This window comes from Bacillus thuringiensis, assembly GCF_001595725.1.
Lineage (GTDB): Bacteria > Bacillota > Bacilli > Bacillales > Bacillaceae_G > Bacillus_A > Bacillus_A thuringiensis_K.
Genome location: NZ_CP014282.1, coordinates 1548794 through 1566050 on the forward strand (window position 1 = coordinate 1548794; position 17257 = coordinate 1566050).

The window sequence follows — 17257 nt, forward strand, 5'->3', positions numbered from 1 at the left end:
ATACATATTAACGTTTTATATAATAATTTTGCTAAAATAAAATAAGAGTTTATATTATTTGATAGAAAAACAGAAATGAGGAGGCAGGGAAAATGCCTGAGCAACACACAAAAGGGGATACGAGCACGATTGTGCTAGAAAAAGAAAATGAGCATTTAACGCCCCAAGAATGCGATATTCTTGGCGAAATTGCAAATATATCATTTGGTTCAGCTTCGACTGTATTATCAACAATTTTAAATAGGCAAGTAAGCATTACTGCTCCTCGTATAGAGTTGGTAGATTTATATGATTCAAGAGATGTCGAAGTTCCACATGTTGTATTAAACATTCATTTTACAAAAGGATTAGATATGGAAAACCTTCTTGTTCTTAAGCAAGATGTTGCATTGTCCATTGCTGATTTAATGATGATGGGAACAGGTGAAGTGGAGGACGGAAAAGAACTTGGTGAATTAGAGCTAAGTGCTGTACAAGAAGCGATGAATCAAATGATGGGATTCGCAGCTACATCTATGTCGGAATTCTTCCAAGATACAGTAGATATGTCTCCGCCGACGATTAAAGTTGTAAAGTTATCAGAAGAAATGGAGAAAATCTCTGAAATCGATGGGAATCATACGATTGTTAAAGTATCGTTTGATTTAAAGATAGATAATCTTGTAAACTCTAAACTTGTACAAATTGTTTCAGTTGAGCATGCGAAACAAATGGTAAATAAATTAATGCAATTATCTGGTGGAGTAGAAGAAACAGACGAACCAGCAGAAGTAGTGGAAACTGAGATTGTAGAAGAACAAGTTGAAAAAGAGCATTTAACACAAGAAGAGAAAGATGTTCTTGGTGAAATTGCAAATATTTCAATTGGTTCCGCTTCAACAGTATTGTCAACGCTTTTAAATCAACCAGTTACAATTAGTACACCAAATGTGGAAGCAATCAATGTTCGTCATTATGATGGAGTACCAGTACCATTTGTTATTTTAAATGTCGACTTTGTTGAAGGGCTAAAGAATGAGAATGTATTCGTATTTACGAAAGATGTTGCCTTAACAATGGTAGATTTAATGATGATGGGAACAGGGGAAGTTGACCCAGAAAAAGAGCTTACTGAATTAGAACTGAGCGGTATTAAAGAAATTATGAACCAAATGATGGGTCATGCTGCTACGGCGATGTCAGAAATGTTTCAAGAAAAAATGGACATGACGCCTCCAAATGTTAAATTTGTAACGTTAAAAGAAGAAATGGAATATTTGGGAGAGTCAATGGAAGTGGACGAACTCGTTCAAATTACGTTCAATCTTGAAATTGGCGATCTGCTTCAATCGAAGATGTATCAAATTTTGCCAATTTCCGAAGCGAAAGAAATGGTAAGGCGACTTCTGTATCCGATGGTGGAAGAAGAAGAGATTGCCACAGAAGAAATTGAAGAAGAAAAAATTGAAGAAGAAAAAATTGTAGAACCAGTTGTGCAACCTATTGAATTTAAAGAAGTAAAACAAATGGAACCAGTATATATGGACACGTCCATTCTACAAAATGTAGAAATGAATGTGAAATTTGTATTTGGAAGTACAGTGAAAACGATTCAAGATATATTAAGTTTACAAGAAAATGAAGCAGTTGTACTAGATGAGGATATTGATGAACCGATTCGTATTTATGTAAATGATGTATTAGTGGCGTATGGTGAACTTGTAAATGTAGATGGATTTTTCGGAGTAAAAGTGACGAAATCGCTATAAGGCATTGAAATAGGAGTTTGAACTAGTAGATGAAAAACGTAAAGTTTTTTCTAATGAGTTGGCTATGCATACATGTGTGCTTGTTCTTCCCCTTGCAAAGTCAGGCTGAGGAACAAATTGAGCCAGATCAAAAAATAAATGAAGTGAATGTACAAGAAGAAAATAAGGAATCTCAAAAATCTTCAGAGCAAGTGGAAACGAAACAAGATGAAGAGAAACAAAAAGAAGCAGAACAACAAGAAGTAGTAAATAAACAATTGAATGAAAGAAAGATAGAAACAGAACAGGGAATTATTACAGTAAATAAGCCGGAGCTTAAAGTTGGCGAAGAAGTGCGAATTGCTGTAGAACCAAATGGGAAAAACATTCAAAGTATGAAAGGTATATTGCAGTTACAAAAAAATGGCGAGCAATATGCGCAAGAAAGAATACTATCTTTTGAGTATGATGAAGAAACGAAGAGTTGGGTTGCTAACTATAAAGCAGGGGATTTTGATTTGCAAGGTGATTGGAATCTTCAGCTCGTTCAAAGTTACAAAGAGAATGAGAAAGAAGAGATCGTAAAAAATGAAGTGAAAGTCCCGCTCATTCGTATTAAAAATGAAACGCCAACTATAGATAAAGAATTGCCAAAGTTACAGAAAGTTACTATTGATGAAGTAAAAGAGAACTTAGTTGAACGAAAACAGGGAGATTCTATACATATACGAGTAAAAGCGTCAGATATAGAATCGGTTGTAAAAGAAGTGCGCGTTACATTAAAAGGGAAAGAAAATAAAGAGCTTTCGTTTTTATTAGACTACAACAAGCATGATATGGATTGGCAAAAAGTATTTGAAATAACAGAAGCATTGCCGGCTGGGCCATACGAATTACTTGTAGAGATAATAGATGCAGCAGGTAATAAACTTGTTGAAGAAAGTGAATATACCATTTCTGTTTTGGCGCCAAAAAACGAAGATGATAAAAAGATAGCAGAGAAAGAGAAAGAAGATAAATTAGATAATAAACTAGAAAATGAATTAGAAGATAAGAAAGAAAATGAGAAGCAAGAAGATTTGAAAGTCAAAAACCCGCTTCCAGAAGAAAAATTGCCAGTTGTTCAAATTCCGAAGCAAGATGAGAAAGTAAATAAGTTTATAAAAGAACCGTTGAAAGAGAAAGAGGAATTTACTTACGTTATAAAAGAGCCGTTCGAAGACAACAAGGAAGTACATAAGGCGAAGGACCAAAAAGAGAAAAATAACAAACAAGTTGTCTCTAAAAAGAAAGAACAAAAAGAAGAAACGAAAGACAAGGAAGAAGAAAAAGGTGAACAGGGAGTACAAGCTTCGGATGTATTTACTATCATGTCAGGTTTGTTCGTACTGTTTTTAGTTTTAAAGAGTAATAAAGAATGGGGCTAATTATTTCATAGTAGTGGAGGCGCTTAAATGGAGATTAAACGTACGACAATTGAAGATAAGACGCTACAACCATTAAAACAGCCTGCAGCTATTTCGGAGCATGAAATCCAGAAAGAACGAAAGCGTAGCAATTTAGTGTTTACTGGACAGTCTAAAATTATTTCGAAAAATAATGAAATAGGTATTTTACTTGCAAGTTTAAGTGATGGAAAGATTATGAAGGAAATGCTTTCTAAAGAGATGGATACAGTGTTACAACTTTTTAAAAAGTTACATACATTATCTCAAGAAGGAAAGCAATCAGAAAAAGTGTTTGAACAAGTAATTAGAAGCCTACAAGGACTTATTAAGCAGGCGCATATAAAGGAACTTCCTTTGTTAGATGGAACATATGATTTCGCTGAAGTGCAACTATCATTTGGTAGAAAAGTACATATTCCTTTACTAGATGTAAGTGCACTCATCTCTAGAGTGGAAAGTGATTCTTCAGAAGGAAATATAAATTTGATGGTAACGGTAATTACTGCTTATATAACAAAATTGTCTAACGAAACGATTTTAATTAGCGTTACAGACCGCATTGCTAAAGATCGGGATGTAAGTGTATGGAGAGCGCTTGCGGAAATGAACATGACACAATTGTCACAGGCGTTGAAACAAACGATGCAAGAACATAAATGGTCTATGACGTTTCTTTTTCTCTTCATATGGATTGTCGGTATTATTTTAATTCGAGTTATGTAAAAAGGTCGTCACTCCATTGTGACGACCTCTTTTATATTTTTTCGTAGAAGAATGTATCGAACCGCTGAAGATTGTAACGTTCGGGTGTTAAAATTTGTTCCGTACTACCAACAAATAGTACACCGCCTTTTCGTAAAGAACGACTAAATTTTTCGTAAAGTTTTACTCTTGCTTCTTCTGTGAAATATATCATTACGTTACGACAAATAATCAAATCATAATTTGTATCGAATGACTGCATTAAAAGGTCATGTTGTTTAAACGAGACGTTTTGTTTAATGTTTTGATGCAATGAATATATATCATTCTCTTTTGTGAAATGACGTTCTTTCAAATCAGTAGGTAATTCCTTTAAAGAACGTTCTGTATATTGACCGCGTTTTGCGGTTTCTAAAATATGAAAATCAAGATCTGTTGCTTGAATTTCAAAACGAAATGGAGCTAGATGCTTTGATAAAATTAAAGAGAGTGTATATGGTTCTTCACCAGCAGCGCAAGCGGCACTCCATACCTTTAATTTTCCGCTATTTTGTTCGAGTAATTTTGGTAGTGCTTTCGACTCTAAAGTTTGCCATCGTTCTTTATTTCTAAAAAACTCTGAAACGTTAATTGTAATATAGTCAATAAAATTTAAAAATAAATTTTGATCAGCGCGTAATTTGTTTAAAAAATTAGTGTAGTTTTCGAAGCCTTTTCTCGAAATGAAAGCATCGATTCTACGGCGCATTCTATCTTGTTTATATGAAGCGATGTCCATATTGAATTGTTGTTTAAAACTTGCGATAAAATGATCATAATCTTGTTCAATTATCATATTTACAATGGGCACAATAATGATATTGTGCCTCCCCCTTTACATCATACGAATTTTTTGTTCAAAGCTTTTTTTCATTTGCTTTTCATGTAATCCTGGTAAATCATAAATGACAGCATCAATACCTGCTTCTTTTGCAACATCGACAGGGATGACAGATGTATGTTTGTCACCATTATAAAAACAGAGAACTAAATCAGTGTCTTCAATAATTTGTTTAACAAAAAACATATAATCTGATCGGTAAATGGAGTCAGAAGGATGATCAAAAGCAACATATTCGGCTCCGTGTTTTTTTAAGTAATCAACGACTTCTTGAAATTCATCTGTTATTGCTTGCAATGGTTGCAGCGTGTAAAGGCATAAATTTTGAGCGAGTCTTTCATTCTCAACGAAAAAACGAAGAACCTCATTTTCAATAGATTTATAACATAATATGTAAATTTTATGTTTGTGAGCATAGTCAGTTAAAAATTTTTTAATTTCTTCTTGATCTAATGCTGTTAATTGATTTGAACCACAAAGGAAAATATTCATAGAATTGTGCCACCTCATGCTAAATTGTAACATATCTTTTATAAAAAATAACTGCAAAATATTACTGTTCAGAGTATAATTATAAATAACTGGATTTTACGATTAAGTTTAGGAAGAAATAAAAAAATAAATAGGTGATATATATGCTACGTTCTATCTCGCATAATCCAATTTTATCGCATATACCGCCTGCTACTCAAATGCCGAAAGAAGCAAATGTCAGGACAGGGCTTGCATTTTCGGATAATTTGCATGCAGATCCGAAAAAAGATAAATTGCTAGAACAAATGGAAGCGTTTGTCGATAATATTGGAGAAATTAAAGAGAAAATTGAAATGGAATTAACGCTTGATAATGTAATGGAATACAAAAATACAGTAAAATCATTTTTGAATTTTTACGTTGATAATGTATTGCAGTATAAAGATGTCATGTCTCGTCACCCGCGTTACGGATATTCACAGAAAATGACGATTGTGAAACAGGCAGAAATGGGATTGAATGAATTAGAAGATGTTATGAATTTAATTAATACGAAAACAGGACATTTAGAAATGTTAAATCAAATTGGAGAAATCCATGGTTTAATTGTGAATTTAGTCTTGTAAAAGAAAGGAAGCTATATGTACATACAATTATATGAAAAACTCGTTATTATTCAAAAAGCGTATGAAAATATTCAAACGCTTGGAGAGCAAATATATGAGAATTTAAAAAATAAAAATGTAAATGCAGTTCAAAAGTTGCAAGTAGAGCAATTGCAGTACATTGATGGTTTAAAAGGGTTATCAAGCTCATTTGAAGAAATGGTTGTTCAGTTCTGTAAAGAACAAGGAGTTGAATCGTTTCGTGTAAGTGCGTTATTTTCGTATTTTTCTCAAGAAGAAATCGAAAAAATGGAAGAATTACAAAAAAACGTAACTGAATTAGAAGAGAATGTAAAAATGATTCTTTTGAAAAATCAATATTACTTAAACGTACTATTAAAAACTACAGAAAGTATTGTGGATTCTGTTTCTGAATATAACTTAGAGCGAAACAATAATTCGCAAATCTTTATGAACGAACTATTGTAAAGGAGAAGTGAAGCTTTATGAGATTATCTGATTATAATACACCGCTATCGGGCATGTTAGCGGCTCAAATGGGGTTACAAACAACGAAACAAAACTTGTCTAACATTCATACACCAGGTTATGTTCGTCAAATGGTGAATTACGGATCTGCTGGAGGGAGTAAAGGGTATGCACCAGAACAAAGAATAGGGTATGGTGTACAAACGTTAGGTGTTGATCGTATTACAGATGAAGTGAAGACAAAGCAATATAATGATCAAATGTCACAGTTCTCTTACTATGCATATATGAATTCTACTTTGTCGCGAGTAGAGTCTATGGTAGGAACGACAGGTAAAAATTCATTATCTAGTTTAATGGATGGGTTTTTCAATGCTTTTCGTGAAGTTGCAAAAAATCCGGAGCAATCAAATTACTACGATACATTAATTGCTGAAACGGGGAAGTTCACAAGTCAAGTGAGTCGTCTTGCGAAAAACTTAGATACAGTGGAAGCACAGACGACAGAAGATATTGAAGCGCATGTTAATGAATTTAATCGACTTGCTGCTAGTTTAGCAGAAGCGAACAAGAAAATTGGACAAGCTGGTATACAAGTACCAAATCAACTATTAGATGAACGTGATCGTATTATGACAGAAATGTCTAAGTATGCAGATATAGAAGTATCGTATGAAGCTACAAATCCTAATATTGCAAGTGTTAGGATGAATGGTGTTTTAACTGTAAATGGTCAAGATACATACCCACTTCAATTACAGAAGGATAAAAAGCCAATGTCTGTACAAATATCTGGAACAGATATCCCATTAAGTGGTGGAACAATTTTATCGGCAATTGATACGAAAGCAAAGATTACAAATTATAAAGATAATCTGAATGAGTTTGTAAATTCGTTAAAAAAACAAGTGAATAATACTATGAAGAAAGAGCTTTTTGTAGGAGAAGATGCGAAGAAGCTTGAATTGAATCCTGATTTTATAAAAGATATTTCAAAAATGAAAATTTCGGCTGAAACTGCCAACAACCTTGCGGTTATTACAGATAAAGGCTATAAGGATGGACTTACATATAAGCAAGCCTTAGATCAATTTTTAGTTGGTGTAGCCTCTGATAAAAGTTCAGTAAATGCATATCAAAATATTCATAAGGATTTATTAGAAGGTATCCAGCAAGAAAAGATGAGCATCGAGGGCGTAAATATGGAAGAAGAAATGGTTAATTTAATGGCCTTCCAGAAATACTTCGTGGCGAATTCTAAAGCTATAACTACTATGAATGAAGTGTTTGATAGTTTGTTTTCGATTATTAGATAAGTAGTAGTCATGTATAGTTGGTAATTGGAAATATTTAAGGAGGAGATAGAAATGAGAGTATCTACATTTCAAAATGCAAACTGGGCAAAGAATCAGTTGATGGATTTAAATGTGCAACAGCAATACCACCGAAATCAAGTAACCTCAGGGAAGAAAAACCTTCTTATGAGTGAAGATCCACTTGCAGCAAGTAAATCATTTGCGATTCAACATTCATTGGCAAATATGGAGCAAATGCAGAAAGATATAGCGGATTCGAAAAATGTATTAACACAAACTGAAAATACTTTACAAGGTGTTTTGAAATCTTTAACAAGAGCAGACCAGTTAACAGTACAAGCGTTAAATGGTACAAATAGTGAAAAAGAATTGCAGGCTATTGGTGTAGAGATTGATCAAATTTTAAAACAGGTCGTCTATTTAGCGAATACAAAAGAACAAGGTCGTTATATTTTCGGTGGTGATAGTGCAGAAAATCTGCCATTTACAGAAGATGGTACGTACCAAGGTGGAAAAAATGATGTGAACTGGAAACTAAATGACGGTTATGAATTCAAAGCGTTCCGTAACGGAGAAGCATTATTATCCCCGGTTATAAAAACGTTAAAACAGATGAGTGAAGCGATGAAAAACGGTGACCAAAAAGCATTAAAACCGTTATTGGAAGAAAATAAGCAAAACTTAGATGGCATCATTAACCGTACAACTGAAGTTGGTTCGACAATGAACACAATGGAGACGTTTAAAACAATTTTAAACGAGCAAAATGTAGCACTTCAAGAAAACCGTAAAGAAATTGAGGATGTTGATTTAGCTGTCGCAATTTCTGATTTAGCTTATATAAACGCAACATACGAAGCAACATTAAAAGCTGTTAGTACGATGAGTAAAACGAGTATTTTAGATTACATGTAAATGATAAGGAGTGAAAAATATGGCAGGGACAATATCTAATTATGGTGACAGACAGCAAATATGGAATTTAGGAAATAACATAATAGATACAAAGAAGTTAGTAGATTTAGAGTTACAAGCATTGGAAATGAAAAAATCACCATACACTACACAAAAACAAACGTTAACAAATGAAAACAAAGTTTATGCGAGCATGAAAAAAGAGTTTGCAAATTTTGTGCAAGTATTCAAAGATTTAAACACATTTAAAGGTGATGAAAAGAAAACAACTTTATCCAAAGATGGTTTTATGACAGCGCAGGCGGATGCTGCTGCAATTCCTGGAACATATACAATTACAGTAGAGCGAGTAGCAGAAAGGCATCAAATAACTACAGCTCCACTTACTCCCCCAAAAACTCCTGAAGGTACGGAGCAAAAATTTAGTTTAGATTTAAAACTTGGAGTAGATGATGTATTTCAGATAAATGGAAAAGAAGTTAAAATTTCAAAAGATATGACGTATAAAGACCTTGTCAATAAGATAAATAATGGGAATTATGGTGCATCAGTATATACATTAGGAGATCAACTATTTTTCACATCAACTACTGCAGGAAAAGAGGGAGAGCTGAAATTAACAGATGGTGCCAATGGCTTTTTACAAAATATAGGACTAGTTACTTCTGCGAAAAATACGGATGGAACGAATGCCATTGCACATCAAGTGACAGGAGCAGTAAATGCAGAATATACAATAAACGGAATTAAAGGAACTAGTAAAACAAATAAGATTGATACAATTCCAGGATTAACTATTAACTTAGAAAAGGTAACTACAGAGCCAATTAAATTAACTATCGAAGATTCAGATATAAAAAATTCGATAGATTTAATCAAAAAAATGAAAGATGAGTATAATAACGCTGTTAAAAGTTTAGATTTATTTTCTGGTGAAAATGGAGTAATGCAAGGGAATAATGTTTCATTTGCTATCAGTAATGCAATGACAAGCATTTTTAAATTTTCACAAGATGATAAGTATTTATTTTCTTTTGGAATTCAGATTGATAAAACAGGAAATATGACTCTTGATGAAGAAAAATTGAAAATAGCTTTTAAAGAGAATCCAGAATCTACAAAACAATTTTTCTTTGGCTTTAATGGTATTGGTCATGATATAGATAAAAAGCTTGAGGGAATCTTTGGAGATGAAGGGATTATCGGAAAACGCTCTAAAAGTATTGAAAAGCAAGTGACTGATTTAGAGAGAAAAATTCAAGATATTGATACAATTAATAAGAAAAAACAAGAATCAATTATTGATAAATATGCAAAGTTGGAAAGCCAGCTAGCATTGCTTGATAGTCAGCTGCAGACAATCAAAGCAATGACAAAAACCAAAAGTGATGATTAATGAAAGTTGAGGAAGTGATTATATGCAAGCATGGCAACGTTATATGCAAAATGATATTATGACGAGTAATCCGATTAAAAATACAATATTTATTTATGAAAGATGTATCGTAGAGTTTCGTAAATTAGAGGAACTTTTAAATACATTTAAACTTCAAGAAGGAGACGACCTTCTTGAAAAGTTAGAACGTATATTTGAAGAGTTGAAGCTTCAATTAAATCCTGATATTTCAAAAGATTTATATGACAGTCTATTTGGTTTATACGATTGGATTAGCATTCAAATTCAAACGATGAAAGTAACGCGTGAAGCAAAAGACATTGATGCGATTGTACAAGTGTTACAAGATTTAATAGACGGTTACCGTGGAGCACTTGAAAATGAACAATGATATTTATCGAACGTTTGTCAGCTGTTTTAATGAAATCGGTGAATTACAAGTGTCAGATGAAGAGTTTGCTGAGAAGAGTGAGATGTTAAATCGTTGGATGATGACACTAGATGAAGAAAAACGTGCACAAGTTGCAGCAGAAGTAAGCCCATTCATTATTAAGGCAGCGCAGCATATTCGAGATAAGCAAAAGATTTTGGAAGAAATGATTATGGAAAATGATGGGCGAATGAAGGCTAATTCATTTTACGGTAAATATTAATAATAACATCTGGAAACAGATTCCCCTTTTAAAAGGGGGTCTATTCCTTCGGTTACATAAAGAACTCCGCTGATTGAGGTTTCATTTTATGACTGTGATGAAATAATAATTGTAATCTAAATAATAGAAAAATGGACTTTAGTTTGTAGTTTATATATTGAAATGTTCTATAGATTACTATGTGTATACAGTTTTTTGCATTCTTTTTTTATATTTTTGTATTTTTCTAAAGACAACAATGAAAAAATGGAATAAAATATGTAAGGGTACATAATAGTAAATATTTTAATAAATGCATATAAGAAAATAAATAATGAAGTGAAACTTCTATCAGTGGATCATTACGTTAGAAAAGGAAGGGTGTGGAATATGCCAGATTTAGTGAGTGATGTAAGCCATTATATGAATTATTTAGTGACGAAACGAAATACTGTTTCTAGTAATATTGCAAATGCGAATACACCTGGCTATAAAGCACAAGATGTAACATTTGCTGAGCAGATGAATAAAAGTAGTGCATTATATAAAAACAATGCGGCTGATTTAAAGAGTAATCCAGATTTATATCAAACGAATGAAATGCACTTGCCGACAGTAAATACGAAAAATACATATGCAAAGATTCAAACAAAATCAATGCAAACGAATAAAGACGGAAATAGTGTGGATGTAACGACAGAAATGCTAGATTTAATGAAAGCAAATCAGTTATACGGTATTTCAGTTAACGCAATTAATACACAATATGCAATTAACCAAGCGGCACGCGGACGTTAAAAGTAGAAGGAGAGACAACGGATGTTTCAGGCAATTAATGCAAGTGGCTCAGGACTAACGACAGCGAGAAAGTGGATGGAAGTTACTTCTAACAATATTGTAAATGCAAATACGACGGCGGCTCCGGGGGCAGATTTATATGAGCGTCGTAGTGTGGTGCTAGAATCAAACAATAGTTTTGCAAGTATGCTAGATGGGGCTCCTACTAACGGAGTAAAAATAAAAAGTATTGAAGCAGACAAAACGGAAAATTTAGTGTATGATCCGACGCATCCGCACGCAAATAAAGAAGGATATGTACGTTATCCCAATATTGATGTAACTGCTGAAATGACGAATGTAATGGTTGCTCAAAAAATGTATGAAGCGAATACGAGTGTATTAAATGCGAATAAAAAAATGCTTGATAAAGATTTAGAAATCGGCCGAGGATAAGGGGGAAGATAGTAATATGAAAATTCAACCAATGTTACATACACAACCATTTGGAGCAATTCAGTCAATTGGTGCACCGAAAACTTCTCAAACATCTGTAGCTCCGGAGAAAAAGTTTATTGATTTATTGGAAGATATGAATCAAACGCAAAACAATGCGCAAACAGCAGTATATGATTTACTAACTAAAGGGGTAGGAGAAACACATGACGTTTTAATTCAGCAAAAGAAAGCTGAGTCTCAAATGAAAACAGCTGCTCTCGTACGTGATAATCTTATTGAAAATTATAAGTCACTAATTAATATGCAAATTTAGGAAAGTGGACGGGTGTGTTTAAATGGAAAAGATGAAAAATGTTATCCAATCGTTAAAAACGTGGCATAAGTTAGTAATTGGTGCTGCGCTTTTAGCGATTGTAACAGGAGCACTTTTATACTTCACCTTGCCAGATAAATATGTTGTTGTATATCAAAATTTAAATGATACAGATAAACAAGAGATTACAGCAGAATTATCGAAGTTAGGTGTCGATTATCAATTAGCGGCCGATGGTTCGATTCGTGTGCAAAAGAATGATGCTCCATGGGTTCGAAAAGAAATGAATGGGATGGGCTTACCGTTTAATTCGAAAAGCGGTGAAGAAATTTTATTAGAAAGCTCGCTTGGTTCAAGTGAACAAGATAAAAAAATGAAGCAAATTGTCGGTACGAAGAAGCAATTGGAGCAAGATATTGTAAGAAACTTTGCGACAGTTGAAACGGCAAATGTTCAAATTACATTGCCTGAAAAAGAGACAATTTTTGATGAAGAAAAAGCAAAAGGAACAGCGGCGATTACGGTTGGAGTGAAACGTGGCCAATTGTTAACAGCTGATCAAGTTGCAGGTATACAGCAAATGATTAGTGCAGCAGTTCCTGGTGTGAAGGCAGAAGAAGTAAGTGTTATTGATAGTAAAAAAGGTGTTATCTCAAAAGGTACAGATGAAGCACATTCTAGTAGTTCCTCTTCTTACGAGAAAGAAGTAGAGATGCAGCACCAACTTGAAGGTAAATTAAAGCAAGATATTGATGCAACGTTAATGACGATGTTTAAACCGAATGAATATAAAGTGAATACGAAAGTATCTGTAAACTACGATGAAGTTACACGTCAGTCAGAAAAGTATGGTGATAAAGGTGTACTTCGTAGTAAACAAGAGCAAGAGGAAAGCTCTACTGCGCAAGAAGGGGCAGATACGAAGCAAGGTGCTGGTATTACAGCTAACGGTGAAGTGCCAAACTACGGTACGAACAATAATCAAAATGGTAAAGTTGTCTACGATAATAAAAATGGCAACAAAATTGAAAATTATGAAATAGATAAAACAGTTGAAACAATTAAGAAACACCCAGAATTAACGAAAACGAATGTTGTTGTATGGGTAGATAATGATACGTTAGTAAAACGTAGAATTGATATGACAACTTTTAAAGAAGCAATCGGAACAGCGGCAGGACTTCAAGCTGATCCGAACGGTAACTTTATAAATGGTCAAGTTAACGTTGTAACTGTTCAGTTCGATCAGCCGAAAGCCGAAAAAGAGAAAGAGCCAGAAAAAAGTGGTATAAACTGGTGGTTATTCGGTGGAATTACAGCTGGCTTATTAGCAATCGGTGGTCTAGTATGGTTCTTATTAGCAAGACGTAAGAGAAAGAAAGAAGAAGAGGAATATGAAGAATACTTAGCAGAAGAGGAAATTGCTGCAAGTAATGAAAGTATCTTGGAAATTCCTGAAGAAAAAATAGTGCCAGAGCCAAAACCTGAACCAGAAGAACCGAAAGAACCAACGTTAGATGAACAAGTGCAGGATGCTACGAAAGAACATGTAGAAGGTACTGCAAAAGTAATTAAAAAATGGTTAAATGGACAGTAAGGGAGGAACAATGATGTTAGATGAAATCTCCTCCAAAGAAAAAGCTGCCATCCTTATTCGTACATTAGAAGAAGGGGTGGCAGCAAAAGTCATTGAATATATGACAGCTGAGGAAAAAGAAGTATTACTTCGTGAAATCGCAAAGTTTCGTGTATACAAACCAGAAACGTTAGAAAATGTACTAGGAGAGTTCTTATATGAACTAAATGTAAAAGAATTGAACTTAGTCACTCCAGATAAAGAATACATTCGTCGCATATTTAAAAACATGCCAGAAGACGAACTGGAAAAATTATTGGAAGATCTTTGGTATAACAAAGATAATCCGTTTGAGTTCTTAAATTCACTTACAGATTTAGAGCCACTTCTTACAGTGCTTAATGATGAGTCACCACAAACAATTGCAATTATCGCTTCTTATATTAAACCGCAACTTGCGTCTCAATTAATTGAGAGATTGCCAGATCATAAGCGCGTTGAAACGGTAATGGGTATAGCGAAACTAGAACAAGTTGATGGTGAGTTAATTAATCAAATTGGTGAGTTGTTAAAATCGAAATTAAATAATATGGCATTTAGTGCAATTAATAAAACTGATGGCTTGAAAACAATCGTAAATATTTTAAATAATGTTTCACGAGGTGTTGAAAAAACAGTCTTTCAAAAGCTGGATGAAGTCGATTATGAGTTATCTGAGAAAATTAAAGAAAATATGTTTGTCTTTGAAGACTTACTTGGTCTTGAAGATCTTGCGCTTCGCCGTGTATTAGAAGAAATTACAGATAACGGTGTTCTTGCGAAAGCACTTAAAATTGCAAAAGAAGAAATTAAAGAGAAATTATTTACATGTATGTCTTCAAACCGTAAAGAGATGATTCTAGAAGAATTAGATGGCTTAGGACCGCTTAAGATGACGGATGCTGAAAAAGCGCAGCAAACGATCACTGGTACAGTGAAAAAGCTAGAGAAAGAAGGAAGAATTATCGTTCAAAGAGGTGAAGAGGATGTCCTTATTTAAAAACAGAATTCCGAAGAATTCTGTTTCTTTTTCTGAAGAAACGTATGAATTACAATTTCCAAAACCAGCTTCAGTTCAAATAGAAGAGGAAGAATTACAAGCTGATCATGCAGAACTTCGCGCCCAGCAAGAATCGTTACATATGGAAATGAATCAGCTAAGGCAAGAGAAGCAAATGCTAGAACGAGAGCGGCAGCAGTTATTACAAGATAAAGAACAATTTCAAATGCATATTCATGAGCAAATGGAACAGATGGAAGCAGCGCGTGTGCAATTTCAAAAAGAACAACAAGAAACAGCGTATGAATGGACAGAGTTGTTATGGGATCAATCTTTTCATCTAGCAGAAAAAATCGTGAATCAAGCGGTAGATTCACGATTGCTTGATGTGTTACCTATTTTAACTGGCATCGTGCAAACATTGCCAACTTCGTTTGAAAAATTAATCATTACAGTACATCCAGAAACGTTTGAACGTATTCAAGAAGAGAAGGAGAATACGAAAGAATATTGGTTACTACAATTAGTAGAATGGAAATATGATTTCTCCCTGCAGTTTGGTGAATTTGTTCTGGAAGAAGAGAAAGAGTTCTTTGAATTTAAATTTGCACCTATATTTGCGAAACTTCGTCAGAAATGGGAAGAAGAGAAGTTATTTGAGGAGCAAAATGTATGAGCCGCCTGTTAATGAATGAGAACGAAAAATGGAATAAGTTCATTGAAACACCGCTGTATACGAAAGTAGGCAAAGTTCATAGTGTACAAGAACAGTTTTTCGTAGCAAAAGGGCCGAAAGCGAAGATCGGAGATGTTTGCTTCGTTGGAGAACATAACGTCTTATGTGAAGTGATTGCCATTGAAAAAGAAAATAATATGCTACTTCCATTTGAACAGACAGAAAAAGTATGTTATGGAGATTCAGTGACATTAGTTTCAGAAGATGTTGTTGTACCACGTGGTAATCACTTGCTCGGAAAAGTGTTAAGTGCAAATGGTGAAGTGTTAAATGAGGAAGCTGAAAACATTCCATTACAGAAAATAAAACTAGATGCACCGCCTATACATGCATTTGAACGTGAAGAGATTACCGATGTATTTGAAACAGGAATAAAATCAATTGATTCTATGCTAACAATTGGTATCGGTCAAAAGATTGGTATTTTTGCTGGGTCAGGTGTTGGTAAATCAACTTTACTTGGAATGATAGCAAAAAATGCAAAAGCTGATATAAATGTTATTAGTTTAGTAGGGGAACGTGGCCGGGAAGTAAAAGACTTTATTCGAAAAGAGTTAGGCGAGGAAGGGATGCGAAAAAGCGTCGTTGTTGTAGCGACGTCAGATGAAAGTCATCTTATGCAACTTCGTGCAGCGAAACTCGCAACGTCTATTGCTGAATACTTCCGTGATCAAGGTAATAACGTATTACTTATGATGGACTCTGTTACTCGTTTTGCCGATGCACGAAGAAGTGTTGATATTGCTGTTAAAGAATTACCGATTGGTGGTAAAACACTGTTAATGGAAAGTTATATGAAGAAGTTGTTAGAGCGGTCCGGAAAAACACAAAAGGGATCTATAACAGGTATTTATACGGTGCTTGTTGATGGGGATGATTTAAATGGTCCTGTACCAGATTTAGCACGTGGTATTTTAGATGGACATATCGTATTAAAGCGTGAGCTTGCAACGCTTAGTCATTATCCTGCAATTTCAGTATTAGATTCAGTAAGTAGGATTATGGAAGAAATTGTTTCGCCACATCATTGGCAACTTGCAAATGAAATGAGAAAGATTTTATCAATTTATAAAGAAAATGAATTGTATTTTAAGCTAGGAACGATTCAACAAAATGAAGAAAATGCTTATATTTTTGAATGTAAAAATAAAGTAGAAGGCATAAATACATTTTTAAAGCAAGGTCGATCGGATAGTTTCCAATTTGATGATATCGTTGAAGCGATACAGCATATAGTATAAGGCCTCTGCATAAGAGGTCTTATTTTTTTGTTTTTTAATATTTCACAGATTTTTTTGGGAAAAAACTATATAATAGAAAAAGAGAACGTTATAATAGAAAGGGGTTATGAAAACAGGTGGATAAACAGCAGTACGACACAATAAAATTGCAAATAAATCAAGAAAAAGAACATATTTTAAAAGAAGTGTATGAATTAACAGCTGAAAAAAGAAAAATAGAACAAAAAAAAGAATATGATTTATATGTTGTGAAATCGCGTAGTAAAGTCGTACAAACTGGGCAACGTATTATGGCTGGCATGCTTTCTTCACATACGTTTTCACCTGAAAGAATAGAAGAATGGAATCGAAAAATTAAAAAAACGGAAGGTTTTATTCAAAAAAATGAAAGCCTTTTAGAGCAAGTAAAAGAAAAAGAACGTGTCATTGATGAGATGTATCAAGAAGATTGCAAAAAGCTTGCGAAAGCACAAGAAAAGCTGGAAGAAAAAATGCTTCTGGATTTGAAAATGTGTATGAATGGATGAGGTGA

20 protein-coding genes are annotated in these 17257 nt (G+C 33.9%); 18 read left to right on the forward strand and 2 right to left on the reverse strand.

The genetic code is table 11. The annotated features are described in order from the left end of the window. Positions 1 to 92: 92 nt before the first annotated feature. Genes AXW78_RS07895 through AXW78_RS07905 form a run of 3 tightly spaced genes read left to right on the forward strand, consistent with a single transcriptional unit; the run spans position 93 to position 3898 of the window. Positions 93 to 1748, forward strand: coding sequence for a flagellar motor switch protein (locus tag AXW78_RS07895; protein WP_061883954.1), 1656 nt, complete (start codon positions 93 to 95; stop codon positions 1746 to 1748). Between the two features lie 29 nt (positions 1749 to 1777). Then, a complete protein-coding gene (locus AXW78_RS07900; protein ID WP_061883955.1) occupies positions 1778 to 3154 on the forward strand; it encodes a hypothetical protein in 1377 nt (458 codons plus the stop codon). Between the two features lie 27 nt (positions 3155 to 3181). After that, positions 3182 to 3898: a hypothetical protein gene (locus AXW78_RS07905; RefSeq protein WP_000403967.1), complete on the forward strand. Its 717-nt coding sequence runs from the start codon at positions 3182 to 3184 to the stop codon at positions 3896 to 3898. A 31-nt stretch (positions 3899 to 3929) separates the two neighbouring features. On the opposite strand, the gene cheR is transcribed toward AXW78_RS07905, so the two are convergent. Continuing rightward, positions 3930 to 4712 (reverse strand): protein-glutamate O-methyltransferase CheR, encoded by a 783-nt coding sequence (gene cheR, locus AXW78_RS07910; protein ID WP_000582877.1) that lies wholly within the window; start codon positions 4710 to 4712, stop codon positions 3930 to 3932. Between the two features lie 39 nt (positions 4713 to 4751). Next, entirely contained in the window at positions 4752 to 5249 is a 498-nt protein-coding gene (locus tag AXW78_RS07915; RefSeq protein ID WP_001020110.1) for a flagellar motor switch protein FliG, read from the reverse strand. A gap of 143 nt (positions 5250 to 5392) precedes the next feature. Here AXW78_RS07915 and AXW78_RS07920 point away from each other — a divergent pair, with 143 nt between their 5' ends. The 15 genes from AXW78_RS07920 to AXW78_RS07990 all read left to right on the forward strand — a co-directional run bounded on the left by AXW78_RS07920 (position 5393) and on the right by AXW78_RS07990 (position 17252). Further along, the gene (locus AXW78_RS07920; RefSeq protein ID WP_000946323.1) at positions 5393 to 5857 is read left to right on the forward strand and encodes a YaaR family protein; all 465 of its coding nucleotides are present in this window, start codon (positions 5393 to 5395) and stop codon (positions 5855 to 5857) included. 15 nt (positions 5858 to 5872) lie between these two features. Continuing rightward, entirely contained in the window at positions 5873 to 6325 is a 453-nt protein-coding gene (locus AXW78_RS07925; protein ID WP_000275902.1) for a hypothetical protein, read from the forward strand. 17 nt (positions 6326 to 6342) lie between these two features. Continuing rightward, entirely contained in the window at positions 6343 to 7641 is a 1299-nt protein-coding gene (flgK, locus tag AXW78_RS07930; protein WP_061883956.1) for a flagellar hook-associated protein FlgK, read from the forward strand. A 51-nt stretch (positions 7642 to 7692) separates the two neighbouring features. Beyond that, a complete protein-coding gene (locus tag AXW78_RS07935; RefSeq protein WP_061883957.1) occupies positions 7693 to 8556 on the forward strand; it encodes a flagellar hook-associated protein 3 in 864 nt (287 codons plus the stop codon). 19 nt (positions 8557 to 8575) lie between these two features. Next, positions 8576 to 9952, forward strand: coding sequence for a flagellar hook-associated protein 2 (locus tag AXW78_RS07940; protein ID WP_061883958.1), 1377 nt, complete (start codon positions 8576 to 8578; stop codon positions 9950 to 9952). A gap of 22 nt (positions 9953 to 9974) precedes the next feature. After that, the gene (gene fliS / locus AXW78_RS07945; RefSeq protein ID WP_012260665.1) at positions 9975 to 10343 is read left to right on the forward strand and encodes a flagellar export chaperone FliS; all 369 of its coding nucleotides are present in this window, start codon (positions 9975 to 9977) and stop codon (positions 10341 to 10343) included. Next, positions 10333 to 10605 (forward strand): hypothetical protein, encoded by a 273-nt coding sequence (locus tag AXW78_RS07950; protein WP_061883959.1) that lies wholly within the window; start codon positions 10333 to 10335, stop codon positions 10603 to 10605. The genes fliS and AXW78_RS07950 overlap by 11 nt, the downstream gene beginning before the upstream one ends. 318 nt (positions 10606 to 10923) lie before the next feature. Further along, positions 10924 to 11382: a flagellar basal body rod protein FlgB gene (gene flgB / locus AXW78_RS07955; protein WP_372588481.1), complete on the forward strand. Its 459-nt coding sequence runs from the start codon at positions 10924 to 10926 to the stop codon at positions 11380 to 11382. A 21-nt stretch (positions 11383 to 11403) separates the two neighbouring features. Next, on the forward strand, positions 11404 to 11817 hold the full coding sequence (gene flgC / locus AXW78_RS07960; RefSeq protein WP_000484683.1) for a flagellar basal body rod protein FlgC: 414 nt from the start codon (positions 11404 to 11406) through the stop codon (positions 11815 to 11817). A gap of 16 nt (positions 11818 to 11833) precedes the next feature. Next, positions 11834 to 12133 (forward strand): flagellar hook-basal body complex protein FliE, encoded by a 300-nt coding sequence (fliE, locus tag AXW78_RS07965; RefSeq protein ID WP_000701670.1) that lies wholly within the window; start codon positions 11834 to 11836, stop codon positions 12131 to 12133. Positions 12134 to 12155: 22 nt separating this feature from the next. After that, positions 12156 to 13730 carry a flagellar M-ring protein FliF C-terminal domain-containing protein gene (locus tag AXW78_RS07970; protein ID WP_061883960.1) on the forward strand — a complete coding sequence of 525 codons (1575 nt, stop codon included), beginning with the start codon at positions 12156 to 12158 and terminating at the stop codon, positions 13728 to 13730. Positions 13731 to 13743: 13 nt separating this feature from the next. Continuing rightward, positions 13744 to 14748 carry a flagellar motor switch protein FliG gene (gene fliG, locus AXW78_RS07975; protein WP_000883364.1) on the forward strand — a complete coding sequence of 335 codons (1005 nt, stop codon included), beginning with the start codon at positions 13744 to 13746 and terminating at the stop codon, positions 14746 to 14748. Next, a complete protein-coding gene (locus AXW78_RS07980) occupies positions 14735 to 15424 on the forward strand; it encodes a FliH/SctL family protein (protein WP_000051691.1) in 690 nt (229 codons plus the stop codon). Before fliG ends, AXW78_RS07980 begins: the two co-directional genes overlap by 14 nt. Beyond that, on the forward strand, positions 15421 to 16725 hold the full coding sequence (fliI, locus tag AXW78_RS07985; RefSeq protein WP_000088695.1) for a flagellar protein export ATPase FliI: 1305 nt from the start codon (positions 15421 to 15423) through the stop codon (positions 16723 to 16725). The genes AXW78_RS07980 and fliI overlap by 4 nt, the downstream gene beginning before the upstream one ends. A 116-nt stretch (positions 16726 to 16841) precedes the next feature. After that, positions 16842 to 17252 carry a hypothetical protein gene (locus tag AXW78_RS07990; RefSeq protein WP_000360855.1) on the forward strand — a complete coding sequence of 137 codons (411 nt, stop codon included), beginning with the start codon at positions 16842 to 16844 and terminating at the stop codon, positions 17250 to 17252. The last annotated feature ends 5 nt before the right edge of the window (positions 17253 to 17257 follow it).